General features: G+C 40.6%; 13 protein-coding genes. 9 read left to right on the top strand and 4 right to left on the bottom strand.

Annotated elements, in window-relative coordinates; all coding sequences use genetic code 11:
• Positions 1–115: 115 nt before the first annotated feature.
• Entirely contained in the window at positions 116–1,117 is a 1,002-nt protein-coding gene (locus ICL16_RS14710; RefSeq protein WP_190828856.1) for a phosphoribulokinase, read from the bottom strand.
• A gap of 665 nt (positions 1,118–1,782) precedes the next feature.
• On the opposite strand from ICL16_RS14710, the gene petH reads away from it, so the two are divergent.
• From petH to ICL16_RS14695, 3 genes are all read left to right on the top strand, one after another.
• A complete protein-coding gene (petH, locus tag ICL16_RS14705) occupies positions 1,783–3,090 on the top strand; it encodes a ferredoxin--NADP reductase (protein ID WP_190828854.1) in 1,308 nt (435 codons plus the stop codon).
• A gap of 139 nt (positions 3,091–3,229) precedes the next feature.
• The gene (locus tag ICL16_RS14700; RefSeq protein ID WP_190828852.1) at positions 3,230–4,555 is read left to right on the top strand and encodes a homoserine dehydrogenase; all 1,326 of its coding nucleotides are present in this window, start codon (positions 3,230–3,232) and stop codon (positions 4,553–4,555) included.
• A gap of 113 nt (positions 4,556–4,668) precedes the next feature.
• On the top strand, positions 4,669–5,697 hold the full coding sequence (locus ICL16_RS14695) for an S-layer homology domain-containing protein (RefSeq protein ID WP_337907007.1): 1,029 nt from the start codon (positions 4,669–4,671) through the stop codon (positions 5,695–5,697).
• A 79-nt stretch (positions 5,698–5,776) separates the two neighbouring features.
• Here the strand turns inward: ICL16_RS14695 and ICL16_RS14690 are convergent, their stop codons facing one another.
• The 3 genes from ICL16_RS14690 to ICL16_RS14680 form a co-directional block, all read right to left on the bottom strand.
• Positions 5,777–6,223: a CAAD domain-containing protein gene (locus ICL16_RS14690; protein ID WP_190828847.1), complete on the bottom strand. Its 447-nt coding sequence runs from the start codon at positions 6,221–6,223 to the stop codon at positions 5,777–5,779.
• 837 nt (positions 6,224–7,060) lie between these two features.
• Positions 7,061–7,519, bottom strand: coding sequence for a pentapeptide repeat-containing protein (locus ICL16_RS14685; protein ID WP_190828845.1), 459 nt, complete (start codon positions 7,517–7,519; stop codon positions 7,061–7,063).
• Between the two features lie 363 nt (positions 7,520–7,882).
• Entirely contained in the window at positions 7,883–8,752 is an 870-nt protein-coding gene (locus ICL16_RS14680; protein ID WP_190828843.1) for an alpha/beta fold hydrolase, read from the bottom strand.
• A 174-nt stretch (positions 8,753–8,926) separates the two neighbouring features.
• Between ICL16_RS14680 and ICL16_RS14675 the strand changes: the two genes are divergently transcribed.
• The 6 genes from ICL16_RS14675 to ICL16_RS14655 all read left to right on the top strand — a co-directional run bounded on the left by ICL16_RS14675 (position 8,927) and on the right by ICL16_RS14655 (position 14,464).
• The gene (locus ICL16_RS14675) at positions 8,927–9,742 is read left to right on the top strand and encodes a DUF1206 domain-containing protein (protein WP_190828841.1); all 816 of its coding nucleotides are present in this window, start codon (positions 8,927–8,929) and stop codon (positions 9,740–9,742) included.
• 2 nt (positions 9,743–9,744) lie between these two features.
• Positions 9,745–10,899, top strand: coding sequence for a family 10 glycosylhydrolase (locus ICL16_RS14670; RefSeq protein ID WP_190828840.1), 1,155 nt, complete (start codon positions 9,745–9,747; stop codon positions 10,897–10,899).
• Between the two features lie 8 nt (positions 10,900–10,907).
• Complete coding sequence (locus tag ICL16_RS14665) at positions 10,908–11,627, top strand: diacylglycerol/polyprenol kinase family protein (RefSeq protein ID WP_190828922.1); 720 nt, start codon at positions 10,908–10,910, stop codon at positions 11,625–11,627.
• Positions 11,628–11,761: 134 nt separating this feature from the next.
• Positions 11,762–11,890, top strand: coding sequence for a hypothetical protein (locus tag ICL16_RS46815; RefSeq protein ID WP_273038741.1), 129 nt, complete (start codon positions 11,762–11,764; stop codon positions 11,888–11,890).
• Positions 11,891–12,334: 444 nt separating this feature from the next.
• Positions 12,335–13,513, top strand: coding sequence for an acyltransferase family protein (locus ICL16_RS14660; RefSeq protein ID WP_190828838.1), 1,179 nt, complete (start codon positions 12,335–12,337; stop codon positions 13,511–13,513).
• Positions 13,514–13,594: 81 nt separating this feature from the next.
• The gene (locus ICL16_RS14655) at positions 13,595–14,464 is read left to right on the top strand and encodes a glycosyltransferase family 2 protein (RefSeq protein ID WP_190828836.1); all 870 of its coding nucleotides are present in this window, start codon (positions 13,595–13,597) and stop codon (positions 14,462–14,464) included.
• Positions 14,465–14,576 lie beyond the last annotated feature (112 nt).

Here is a 14,576-nt window from a genome sequence, read left to right as displayed (position 1 = left end):
TTAAAAGGCACAAAGCAGAAGTTGTGTTAAAAAACATCTGCCCTCTGCCCTCTGCCACGCCAGATGCCTCAAGTCGGGAAACCCGCCCACGGCACTGGCTCCTCTGCCTTCTTTCCTACACCTTCGCAGCCAGTTGAGCTTCCTTAGCTGTTAAGCGCTCGTATGTAGCACGCATTTTCAATCCTGTCAATACTTGGAATAAACCAGTACCATTGTTAGAACCAGGATACTCACGGTGTTGCAGCAACAAGTGAGTCATCTCACCTTTATATTTAGTAGATGTTTTACTGAGGTGGGTTTCAATGTAAATTACTTCTTCGAGGTTATCGAATTGACCATCTACCTCTAATACCGAGACGTAGCGACCGTAGTATACATCAGACCCGTAGTACAATTGCATTCCTGGGTAGGAACAGGTAAGCTTGCGTCCACAAGGAGTCCAATGAATTGTTGATCCTTCATCAAAAAGGTAGACTGGATCAAAGCCATCTTTACCTTCCCTTTGCAGCATCCGAACCCGCAGGACTTTGCGTTCTTTGTCTTCTTTAATTAAGTTAGTGGGTAATACCTGGAGAACTACGTCAGCAAACTCTCTTTGCGGTTCGATGTACTTAGTAAAATCAGGTTTACGGGAATTGATTTGAGCTAAGACATCTTCGTAACGGTGTCCCCTTTCCGCCATGTCTCGCTGGATTTTCCAAGCAATTTTAACTTCATCGCTAATGTCAAAGTAGACGCTGAAGTCAATCAGTTCACGTACCCGTTCATCATATAAAGGATGTAGCCCTTCAACTACTACAATATGATTTGGTTCAATTCGCTCTGGTGGATCGATTGTACCAGTTTCGTGATTGTAAATTGGTTTGTCAATTGCTTGACCATTTTTGAGCGCTTTAATTTGCTCATACATGAGGTCAAAGTTGTTTGCTCTGGGGTCAAGAGCAGTTATACCTGTCTCTTTGCGCTGCTTTCTATCTAGAGAATGATAGTCATCCAAACAGATGACTGTCATGAATTCTTCTCCAAATAAATCTGATAAGCGACGCAAAAATGTTGATTTGCCGCATCCCGAGTCTCCTGCTACTCCAATCAGTACTATGCGTTCCGGCTTAGTCATAAATCTCCTCTAAGATAGATACTAAAGATGATTCAATCAATATTTTTCTCACTGCATTTTGAAGCCAGGAGACCTTAGTGGCTTTTCCTGAATTCTTTCCACTCAGCAATAAATAAGACTAGTTGGACGGGCAGACAAAAAGAGTTTGCTTTTTCCCGTCGCACTGATCTAACTGCATTGCTGGTAAGTATTTAGTCCTAGTGATATATTTGATTTTAACAGAAGGGGGTATTCCATACAAGGCTTACTCTGAGCTTTGAATATTGACAGAAGTTTCACATCAAGTAAAACTTATTATAGTTGCTTATCGGAATCGCATTTAAGTTCCGTACTCTTTCTCAGGGTGTGGATTTATTGGCTGCTAAAACTAAAGGTAGTAGTATAATTTAGTTATCGGAAGAAAGTTTCCGTGATTAAAATCCAAAAGCAACTCCCTAATGGGGGGGTCTACCCGGCGGGAACTTGGAATCAATCTCTCCCTTTGGAAGGTGGTATTTCAAGAAAAAAACATTAAATTGACTCATTATTAACATTCTCCAAAAGACTTATCCTCTACTTTAGAAGGTGAACAGGTGTGTGTTTTGCAATGCCTGCGTGTCTATTGGTGAGTGTACGTGACAAGGCATTTGAGCAAAGGTTAAGTAGACATCGGAGTGGTAGAAGTAATGAACATAAAAGGTGCTGTTGAAGGTGCTGCCAATACAGAATCAGGTAGCCGCGTCTTCGTCTACGAAGTGGTGGGTCTACGTCAGAGCGAAGAAACAGATACAACAAACTACCCAATTCGTAATAGTGGCAGTGTATTCATCAGAGTACCTTACAACCGCATGAATCAGGAAATGCGGCGTATCACTCGCTTAGGCGGCAGAATTGTTAGCATCCATCCCATTGAGCAAGTTAATGGTAACTCCAAAGTAAGTGTAGAATCTGGAGAGACTGCTAACAATGCGGAAAATGGTAAAGCCACACCACCTGTGCAAGCTACCAGTGAAGTGACAAAATCACAAACTTCGCAAAAGCCCAAGAACAAGGACACTGAAGGCAAAACCATGACTCAAGCGAAAGCCAAAAAAGAAGCCCACGCTGACGTTCCTGTAAATATTTACCGTCCAAATGCTCCTTACATTGGAAAATGTATTTCCAATGAAGCATTAGTCAAAGACGGCGGAATCGGTATTGTTCAGCATCTCAAGTTCGACATTTCTGGTGGGGATTTACGCTATATAGAAGGTCAAAGTATCGGTATTATCCCACCAGGAGTTGACAAAAACGGCAAGCCAGAAAAACTCCGGCTTTACTCGATCGCCTCTACTCGTCACGGTGATGATGTAGATGACAAGACAGTATCACTTTGCGTTCGTCAGTTAGAGTACAAGCATCCAGAAACTGGAGAAACAGTCTACGGTGTTTGTTCAACTCACCTGTGTTTCCTCAAACCAGGTGATGAGGTAAAAATTACCGGTCCTGTGGGTAAAGAAATGTTGTTACCCCAAGATCCTGAAGCTAAAGTAATTATGATGGCAACAGGTACAGGTATTGCCCCAATGCGGGCTTATCTGTGGCGGATGTTTAAGGATAATGAAAAAGCAGCTAACCCAGATTACCAATACAAAGGGTTTGCTTGGTTGATATTTGGTATTCCTACATCTCCAAACATTCTGTATAAAGAAGAACTGGAAGAAATGCAACAGCGTTATCCAGATAACTTCCGTCTCACTTACGCCATCAGCCGCGAACAGAAAAACGCCCAAGGTGGTAGAATGTACATCCAAGACCGTGTGGCAGAACATGCAGATGAACTGTGGCAATTGATTAAGGATGAAAAAACCCACACTTACATTTGCGGTTTGCGGGGTATGGAAGATGGTATTGATGCTGCGCTAACTGCTGCTGCTGCTAAGGAAGGAGTAACCTGGATTGATTACCAAAAGGAAATCAAGAAAGCCGGTCGTTGGCACGTAGAAACCTACTAAGTACAGACGCGAAATTTCGTGTAGAGACGTTTTATGGAACGTCTCTACCTTGGATCAAGAACAAAATAATCACTTTATTAGGGTGGGTTGCTACAGCTCACCCTAAAATTGTTTTTATGGAAACAGGAGTATAAAGTTTGTGGCTGTACGCTTAGGAATACTAGGATTAGGTACTGTAGGGACGGGTGCGGTGCAGTTGTTACAAGATACTGTTGGGCGTCATCCGTTACTAGATGAGATCGAAATATATCGTGTAGGAGTACGATCGCTTGACAAACCTCGTGCAGTACAATTTGCCTCAGGGGTAGTTACTACAGATTTAGACGCAATTGTCACTGACCCAGAGATAGATATTGTAGTTGAAGTTATCGGTGGATTGGAACCAGCGCGATCGCTCATGCTCAAAGCGATACAAGCGGGTAAACATGTAGTGACAGCAAATAAAGCAGCGATCGCGCGCTTTGGTGATGAAATATTTACCAACGCCAATCTAGCTAGAGTATATGTAATGCTTGAAGCTGCTGTTGGTGGTGGTATACCAGTAATTCAACCATTGAAGCAGTCTTTAAGCGTCAATCGGATTCATACTGTTACTGGCATTGTTAATGGTACAACTAACTACATCCTCACACGGATGACCCAAGAAGGTAGTAGCTTTAATGATGTTTTAGCTGATGCTCAACGCTTAGGATATGCAGAAGCAGATCCAACGGCTGATGTTGATGGGTTGGACGCAGCCGATAAAATTGCTATTTTAGCATCATTAGCATTTGGCGGACGAATTAAATTAGAAGACATTTATTGTGAAGGCATTCGCTCAGTCAGCAAGACAGATATTGCTTATGCTGAGAAATTGGGATTCGTGATCAAATTACTGGCGATCGCCGTACAGACGCCCCGACGGGGCGTCTCTACTACCCTTTCCGTCAGAGTTCATCCCACCTTAGTACCCCAAACACATCCCTTAGCTAGCATCAACAACGTTAACAACGCGATTCTAGTAGAAGGCGAACCAATTGGACAGGTAATGTTTTTCGGTCCTGGTGCTGGTGCTGGTGCAACCGCTAGTGCTGTAGTATCGGATATTCTTAACATAGTAGCAGCTTTAAAAACCGAAAAACTCAGCACTCAAGAACACCAATCCAAAATCTCTTTAATTAATCCCCTACTAGCTTGTAGGCATCAAGACTACTGTCAAATTGTGCCGAATTCAGAATTAGTGACTAAATTTTACACCCGTTTTCTCACCAAAGACCAACCCGGAGTTATTGGTAAATTGGGTACTTGCTTTGGTAATCACCGAGTTAGCTTAGAGTCAATCGTCCAAACTGGCTTTCAAGCAGAACTAGCAGAGATTGTTGTTGTCACCCATGATGTAAAAGAAGGTGATTTTCGACAAGCTTTGAGAGAAATTGAAACTTTAGCAGCAGTAGATAGTATTCCTAGCTTGCTACGAGTGCTGTAAAGCGGTATGTTATATTGTACAATCTGGATAATACCTATACAGGTATTATTTGGAACGGGAGCGCTTTCAATTGTTCCTCTAGGGATTGAAATAAAACATTTAAAATGATGAACATGCCTCCTTCCGACCCCAATTCCCAGAATAATTCGCTTGATTTTGACGATTTCATTGGTATTTTAGTTGCCTTTGCTACTATCGGAGCGATTCTATTTTGGTCATTTTCTCGTAAAGATGGTGGGTGGAATTTAAGTGGGTTGCTACCTTCTACTACCGTACAAACACCGTCACCAAAAGTAGTACAAACACCACTACCGGGGACTGTTGTACAGACACCAGTACCGGGAACTACACAGACGTCGATACCGGGGGCTATACAGACGCCTCGTTGGGACATCTTTACACAAACGCCATTGTCATCTGTTGATGTTCCGCCCAAGGTGGTGTTGCCTCCTTATTCTTATGTCCCTCCGGTAGCAATACCACAGGTACAGCCATCTCCACAGGTAGTAGTAACTCCATCTACGCAAAAGCCTACCATTCCTACACCAATTGCATTTACAGATGTGCCTGCTGACTATTGGGCAAAGCCTTTTGTTGATGCTCTTTCTGCTCGTGGTATATTAGGGGGCTTTGCGGATCAGACTTTTAAACCCGATCAACCTGTAACTCGTGCAGAATATGCTGCTATAGTCGAAGAAGCATTTGCCAAAAGTCAACCTGGTACTACAGTAGGCTTTAAAGATGTACCTGAAAATTTTTGGGCAATTCCAGTAATAGGCAAAGCTACTAACACTGGTTATTTAAAAGGATACCCTAATCAAATCTTTAAACCAGATCAAAGAATTCCGCGAGTACAAGTTTTAGTTTCTCTTGCTAGTGGCATGAATTTGGGAATTCCTGCTGCCCCAGAAAAAGTTGTCACTATATTTAATGATGCTCAAGAAATTCCGCAATGGGCAGTCAACAAAGTAGCAGCAGCTACAGAAAATAATCTTGTCGTCAATTACCCAGATACTAAAACCTTAGCTCCCAATCGAGAAATTACTCGTGGTGAGGTTGCGGCAATGGTGCATCAAGCTTTGGTAAAAATGGGAAGATTACAACCAATTCAGTCCGAAAATATTGTTAAAGTACCTCGTTAAAGGCAGAAGCAACAAGGCAGAAGGCACAAGGGAGACTTTTTTCTTTCCTTTTGCCCTCTACCTACTGCCTTAGCTTTTCTTAAGCTTCTGTAGTTTCACCGACAACTTGTGTTTTGAGCGTTGCAATTTCACCAGTCAACTCTTGCCTGGTTGAGGCTTTGAGTAAATAGCGATATACAAACCAGATAGAATAACCAATACCAATCAATTCAAAGGTTGGTGCTACTAAGGGAATATCATTCAATGCATCCAGTACTGCCAACACTACCTTGACTGTTACAATTGCCGCTACAATTAGACCAACGCTAATCAAGGGCTGTTTGTATCTATTGAAGAAGCTACCTAGATAGTCGGGTAGTGTAGCTAAAAAGCTAGAAACTTGTTCGCCATATTGCAGCCATTGTTCTTGCGACTGAGAGGATGACTGAAGTTTGGTTATTGTTCCTGTTTGGTTGTTTATATCTGGCATTGTTTGTTGTGGAGACTTGGTTTCTACGTATTCCGGTTCTTGCATTTGCGCTTCCATATTTTTCAAAGTTGAGTTACTTTATTCCGGACAATTACAACCAAAAGGCTGCTTTAACAGTGCAATTTGCGAGTGCACCACTCACAACCGATGGAATTTAAAGGGCTGATTTGACTATTACCATAATTGCCTTTCAACTACTACTTCATCAACTACAAGGTATAACTCGGTAGTAAGATGGCAATTCGTGGCGCAGTTATGATGAATTGGAATCAGCATAACTAGTTAGATTTTCTCTAGCTTTGGCGGATCAGCCAGGGGTAATTTGCTGATCTTCAAGTACAAATCTTGTCAAATCAGTCCACCTTTCCTTTATACAAGTCTAAATGCCGATTTTACCTGATATTTAGGTAATCTTAAGCTACAATTCTCAATTAATACAGTAAATTTTGATATTAATACTTAATAAAAGTTATCATCTGCTCACAAATCCTTGACTTGAAAATGGTTATGTGATAAAGGATTGTGATGCGATCACCTGACTACTGGGTGGAATTGTGATGCGATCGCATTATTGGCAAATTGGCAACCACCTTGCTGAATAAAAGACTATCCTTTAAGAGACTTCCAAATAAAAAAGTAGACAATTATTATTGTGGAAGCAGGCATCCCTGCCTGATCTTACCTGGGGGCAGGCTATAATAAAATTTCCGAGATTGTGGTTAAAGTCAACGTTTTAGTCAAAATTAGTTCCACAGTTAAAGTCTTAGTCAAAGTCAACGTCACCGATGGCGTCACAGTCAAAGTCCAAGTCTTAGTCAAAGATACACAGTAGGGGCAAAAAATTGTTCGCCCCCACTAATTTCCACGAAGCTCTGCCTCGCGTTTATGATTTTTCTACTTCCAATCAGGAACAGTAGCACCATCTTCGCCACCAATCCCGATCCCAGTGTAAAATATATCGGCATTAGTGATCACGAGGTCAGTCATTGACGCTCCATATACGTTAGAATCATGAATCTTAGCGTTAGTAAAATTCACCTTATCAAGATCAGCTTTCTTAAAATCAACGTTAGTGGCAAAAGCAGCAGTTAAATTAGCACCAGTTAAATTAGCACCAGTTAAATCTGCACCTTCTAGGTTTGCCTTAGTTAAATTAGCACCTTGCAAGTTAGCTCCGCGTAAATCAGCGCCAATTAAGTGAGCGCCCTTAAGGTTAGCCCCCGATAAATCGCACTTAGCACATTCCCCAGTAGATAACAGCTTTTGTACATGTTGCGGATTTTCCGCTCTCACTGAACTAGCGAATAACAGGGGAGTTATTAAAGCTAGAGTAGTCAAAATCTTGCGGATCATATGTTTTTCCCCTTTTTCCTCAAACTGCTTCCGTTCTTGTCCTCACACCTTTATTATGCCACTATTGTTGACGTGGTAGTTGATTGATACCACTAATGCGATGTGACACAAATCATTATTAGTAGTGATGAGGACAACTGCTATTAGTTGTACACTGATGCACTTTGATTAACTATCGCTACGTACAATAGTAACAATTGAAGTTAACGCTTATGTATACCTATGGGCGTTGATTAGGGTATGCAGTAAGACAGAAACGGTGGTTAGCTTAAAAGGGATTGGGGATTGGCGATTGGCGATTGGGTAAGAAACAACTTTGCCCAATCCCCAGTACCCAGTACCCGAAAGCTATGAGCCTTACACTTAAATGCAAAGCTCCAGAAACTCGCGCATGTACTGATTCACCAAATCAGGCTTTTCCTGCTGCACCCAATGACTACAATTGGGAATATATTTAATGTGAAAGTCTTTCACGTAAGCTTCTGTACCATAGGTTAGTTCCTTACCCAGCGCCTTATCCTTTTCTCCCCAAATCAGCAACGTTGATACTTCCAGAATTCCCCAACTTTTGTTCAGCATTCCTTGCTTAAAAGCATTACGGTAATAGTTCAACATTGCTGTTAAAGCACCGCGCTTTGCCACAGCATTTTTATAAGCTTCAATATCTACATCAGAGAAAATACTTTGATCAACAGCCATACTTTTGAAAATAGTTTCAATCTGTTGATAATCTGATAATTGTAAGAGTAATTCCGGTAGCCAAGGAAGTTGAAAGAAGAAAGCGTAAGAACTACGTAGCAACTGTTGCGGTGTGAGTAAGCCTTGAGCGAATTTAGCAGGGTGAGGAAGATTGAGTATAATTAATCGCTCTACCATCTCCGGATGAGCATAAGCAAAACTCCAAGCAATAGCACCTCCCCAATCATGCCCTACTAAAACACACTTGTCATAACCTAAACCTCTAATTACTCCCTCAACATCTTGAATAAATTCATCCATTACATAAGCTGATTTTTCTTTTGGCTTATCGCTATCGTTGTAGCCACGTAAATCAAGAGCGACGACTTTAAAAGATTTGGCAAATTCTGGTATTTGATAGCGCCAAGAGTACCAAAATTCAGGAAATCCGTGTAACATCAGCATTAAGGGACCTTTCCCTTGGGTGACGTAATGCAGCTTAATTCCGTTGGTATTAATGTACTCGTTCTGTACAGAACTTTCTGTGACGAACATACTGAAGATTCCTGAGTAATTAAACTATTAAGATATGAATGATAAATCTTCATAGAAATTATCGCTACTAACTCAGGCTATAAATAATTGTAAGATTGGTAAAACAATTCTCGAGGAAGATGTATTTTGTGTAGAAATTTTGGTAGAAAATATCCATGATTGCACCCTATTACCATGACACAACAGCTAATACACCACCCTTCGGTATGGGTTGAGCGACTGGCGCGATTTGGTTACGCTTCTAAAGGAGTAGTTTACGCGATAGTTGGGCTACTTGCAGCACAAGCAGCTTTTGGAAGTGGTGGAAAAACGACAGATACTCAAGGCGCTCTGCAAACAATTGTTAACCAGCCATTTGGAAAGTTTTTGTTGGCTTTAGTAGCAATTGGTTTAATTGGATACGTAATTTGGCGTTTTGTGCAGGCAATTAAAGATCCAGAAAATAAAGGTACAGATGCTAAAGGTTTGGCACAGCGAATTGGTTATGCAATTAATGGTTTTATATATGCTGGTTTAGCTTTAAGCGCTGTACAAATTGTTCTTGGCTCCGGCGGTGGTAACAGTAATTCTACGCAAGATTGGACGGCAAGATTACTTTCTCAGCCTTTTGGTCAATGGTTGGTTGGGACAGTGGGAGCGTTTACTATTGGTTTGGGTTTCTATCAGTTTTATGAAGCTTTTACTAGTAAGTTTCGTCGGGAACTCAGTTTAACAGAGTTGAGCGATCGCGAACGCAAGTGGATTATAAGTATTTGCCGATTTGGTATGCTAGCGCGGGGAATCGTCTTTTGTATTATCGGCTGGTTTTTAATTCAAGCAGCAATTAATTCTGACGCCAGTCGAGCGGGAGGTTTAGACGAGGCATTACAAACACTAGCGCAACAACCATACGGTCCTTGGCTTTTAGGTATTGTATCATTAGGTTTGGTTGCCTATGGAATTTACATGGTAGTTCAAGCGCGTTATCGTCGGTTAGCAACAAATATCTAAAAGTGACAATCACAGAAACACGCGGCGTATGGCTGACTACTACTGATAGTCAAGTTCTTCTTTCCCAGGAAAATATTGCGCAAGCGATGAATTTCCTTGCCGAGACAGGATTTAATGTTGTTTTTCCGGTAGTTTGGACAAAGGGAGCGACGCTGTATCCTAGTCAAGTGATGCAGCAAACATTTGGGATAGAAATAGATCCACAGTATACACGAAGAGATCCAATAGCCGAAGTAGTAGAAGCAGCGCGGCGAGTAGGGCTAAAGGTGATTCCTTGGTTTGAATACGGATTCGCTAGTTCTTACAATTCAAATGGTGGAATATTGCTGGCAAAAAAACCAGAGTGGGCAGCCCTTGATAGTCAAGGTAATTTGCTGAAGAAAAATGGCTTTGAGTGGCTGAATGCTTTGGATAGAGAAGTACAAGATTTCATGTTGAATCTAGTACTAGAAGTAGTGAAAAATTATGACGTTGATGGTATTCAAGGAGACGATCGCTTACCTGCACTACCATCCGAAGGCGGATACGATCAAAATACCATAGAACTTTACCGCCAGCAATTTGAGCAAAATCCGCCACAAAACCCCAAGGATACACAATGGTTACAATGGCGTGCTGATATCCTCACTGAATTCTGGGCACGTTTGTATCACGAAGTCAAAGCTGTAAATTCTCACTTGCTCGTGTCAATTGCTCCAAATATACATGATTGGGCATTTAAGGAATATTTACAAGATTCTCCCACTTGGTTAGAGCGCAAAGTAGTAGATATGATACACCCGCAAATATATCGTCGCAACTTCAGTGACTATAAAAATATTGTTGATAGGTTAGTCAACGAGCAGTTTACAGATGTGACGCTGCCTAAGTTAGCACCAGGGATTTTGATGAAGGTTGGTTCTTATCGAATTAGCCCAGATTACTTGGTGCAGATAATTGAGTATAACAGAGCTTGTGGTATAAATGGAGAAGTGTTTTTCTTTTACGAAGGTTTGCGCGAAGATAATTATACTTTAGCTCAAGTGTTGCGCACAGGTCCTTATGCCCAATCTGCGGTATTCCCATCTTTGTCGGCTCTAAATCAGCCCAGCACCGCTGCGCGAAAGTCAAAAGTCAAAAGTCAAAAGTCAAAAGTTTTTCCGCAAGAAAGGAGATAAGTAAGTTGATGTTTTTCGCCTTCTTCGGTTTGAACCCACTAGCCGGAAATTTGGTAGCGACGGCACTAACTTTTGTTTATGTCTTTGGGCTTGTAGCGCTCATGAATTTTTGCGTCACAAAATATGGGCTACCACAGGATATTAGCCGCAAAATTACTCATATCGGTGCAGGCTCACTGATTGGATTTTTACCACTTTTTAGCGATTTAGATTGGTCAAAGTATTTAAATGTAGCAATTTTTGTGGTATGGATAGCTTTGTTGGTACAAAAAGGATTTTTTGCCCAACCAGATGACGAGGCTGTGAAAACAATGACTCGTACTGGCGATCGCCTTGAACTCCTCAAAGGTCCACTTTATTTTGTCATTGTTGCAACTATTTGTGGCACAGTTTTTTACAAAACTTTTCCTGGAATTGTCGCCATGGCAACCCTGGGTTGGGGTGATGGTATGGCATCGATTATTGGTTCCCGATACGGTAAGTTGAAGTACAAAATTTTCAGCGAAAAAAGCGTGGAAGGAAGCCTTTCGATGTTTATCTTTGCCTTTCTTGCCAGTGTGTTTTTTGTCTGGCTCATCTTACCAGCCAGCTTGAATATTGTCCAAATTTTGCTGTTAGCTTTTATCGCCACTTTGGTTGAAGGTTGCAGTTCCAAAGAGGTAGATAATATTCTTATTCCCATATCAGTAATCATAGCTACATGGTTTAGCTATATAATAATTTTATGAAAACATCATATTTTTCATGATTAATTTACACATACTTTACAAAAGATGTGATATTCTCCTTAGAAGGTAAAACAAAAAACTTCCCAGATTATAGGGTAAAAATGTAAATCCAAGAGTAGACCCACGGATTCGACATGATTATATCTACAAGTACAGAAAACTGGATACAAGAAATCCGCTATAGTAATCGGGGAAGCGTTTATATGTTTGCGCCGATGGTAAACTTCAACATTATGGCTGAAGTAGGCGACACTCCACCTTAGTATTTAAAGTAATTGATGATTGGGAAAATCTTTGTACCGAAAAATGTATGTCTGATGGGTCTATATTGACATACATATGTAGGCTTAAAGTTTTCACCTCAAACTTAATGGCATTTTCATATAATTTTAGTCTTCATGTTCTCGCCTGGGAATAGCTAGCACCGCTGCGCGGAAGTAGTCAATATTGAAAAATTGACGAGCTAGTATTCAATCAATCATGTTTATTTAAACAGATACAGATAGCTATCAAATTACATACTTTTGCAAAGTGCTTCATGTTTACTTGGCTGTATCTTGAGGTTGCCAAATGAACTTGAGCAACTTCACACACGTATTTAAGTTTGGGCAGGAAAATCCTAGTCAAAATAAATTTCAGAGTGCAGTGTCAAGCACATCTAGAACATCTACATCTCGCTTCGGTTAATACAGTAGGAGAGTAAGTTAATGACTAAATCTATAGAAAAATCTTCTTCAAACAAACTACGTCTTCATTATTTAGACGGTTTGCGCGGACTTGCTGCTTTGTATGTAGTACTTGTACATGTCGAGCCAGAAATAGGAGCGCAACTACCCCTATTTTGGTCTGTGTTTGAAAATACTCTCAGATACGGAGGGTTTGCGGTGGCTATTTTTATCGTGCTGTCTGGTTATGTTTTAATGCTTCCGGTATCACGTTCTCCGAGTGGTCATTTATCTGGTAGTTTGACTGATTATATTCAGCGGCGATCGCGTCGAATTTTACCACCTTATTACGCAGCTTTATTATTTTGTTTATTACTAGGACTGACAATATTTTTACTAGAAAAATTTAGTAGTTTTCAGTGGGACGAAATTGCCGGGAAAGGTCCTTTTTCTCCAAACTTTACATTAATTGATGTATTATCATATCTGCTACTACTTCACAATCTTAGTCCCACCTCTTACATGGCTATTAACCCACCAATGTGGAGTGTAGCAACAGAGTGGCAAATTTACTTTATCTTTCCACTGATATTACTGCCAGTGTGGCGACGGTTTGGCTTACTAGTATCTGTAATCACAGCCTTTTTTATCGGTTTGATACCCATATACCTTTTGAACGGATTATTTGCATCAGCCTCACCTTGGTATATTGGCGTATTTGCCTTGGGAATGGTGGCAGCAGAGATTGGATTCTCTCCAAAACCAGAATTAGTAGCGATGAGAAACTCCTTACCGTGGGGAGTACTCAGTATTATTTTCACTATAGTAGCTTTCATTACCGAGTGGAGAAGGCTGGGATTACATGTATGGATAGGTTATAGCTTTTTTGGTTTAGCAAGTGCTTGTTTATTTATTTACTGCACTTCTTGTCTAATTGATGGTAAAAAAACACCATTAATACTCAAGGTATTCGAGCATCCTTTGGCGATCGCACTAGGAACAATTTCTTACAGTTTATATTTAACTCATGGACCAGTGCTTTCTTTAGTACGTTACTGCTTATTTCAACTACAATTATCAGATCATATGTTCGCTACCGCATCTTACTTATTAGGCATAATTGCATCACTACTGTTTGCTTACCCTTTCTACCTCTTGTTTGAGAAACCTTTTATGTCAAATGTGAAGCAAACACGCAGATTAAAAAATGTAGTTAATTGAACATTACATTGGCGCAAAGAAACCGCAGATAACTTTGCTAGTCGTTAAGAATGTCAAAAACATTATCAACCAAAAAAATCTATGAAATTAAGTGTAATTATTCCCTGCTATAATGCAGCAACTACAATTGCAGTACAACTCGAAGCCCTAGCTAGTCAAGAATGGCATCAACCTTGGGAAGTAATAGTTGCTGATAATGGTTCAACTGATAATACAGTTGCCGTTGCTGAATTATTTCAAGCAAAAATACCATCGCTGCGGATAGTCGATGCATCAGCAAAAAAAGGTGCTGCTTATGCTCGTAATTGCGGTGCTAAGAATGCTCAAGCTGAAGCACTCGCATTTTGCGATGCAGATGATGAAGTTGCTCCAGGTTGGGTTGCCGCAATGGGTGAAGCATTGGTTAAATATGATTTTATCAGTGGTCGCAACTTTCATCACAAACTAAATGAATCATGGGTTATTCAACTCCACGGTTCACCAGAAAGTGTTGGTATTATTGAGAACCCCTATCTTCCTTTTGTAATTAGTTGTAATATGGGAGTTAAGCGTGCAGTTCATGAAGCTGTTGGTGGCTTTGACGAGAACTTTGCGAAGATTGAAGATATTGATTATTCGTGGTGTATTCAAGAAAAGGGATTTAAAGTACACGAAGTACCAGAAGCTATAGTTAATTACAGACTACGAAAAAGTTTCTCAGCGATTTGTCAGCGTGCTTGGGGTGTGGGTTTATATGAAGCATTGCTCTATAAAAAACATAAACATTACGGTATGCCAAAAATATTAATGTCTTCAAGAAGCTTTATTAAAGTACCACTCGACTTTGTTTTGGAAGCAGTATCTCTCAAAATTCGCGATCGCTCTGCAATACAAAAATGGCTACCGATGTTGGCTTGGCGTGCTGGACAGTTACAAGGATGCTTTAAATTTGGCTATTTACCACCTGTATAGATTATCTGCGCTCCTGTTTATGGATTATCTCGTAAATTCAGCATTATAAATGAGGGAGATTTATATAATGTGTTAAAAATTATGCGTCATATTGGGGAATTAATTGCTACCT

The organism is Iningainema tapete BLCC-T55 (assembly GCF_014698965.1).
In the GTDB taxonomy this organism is placed as follows: domain Bacteria; phylum Cyanobacteriota; class Cyanobacteriia; order Cyanobacteriales; family Nostocaceae; genus Iningainema; species Iningainema tapete.
Note: the sequence above shows the minus strand (reverse complement) of the source record. Positions and strands in the feature narration are given on the sequence as shown.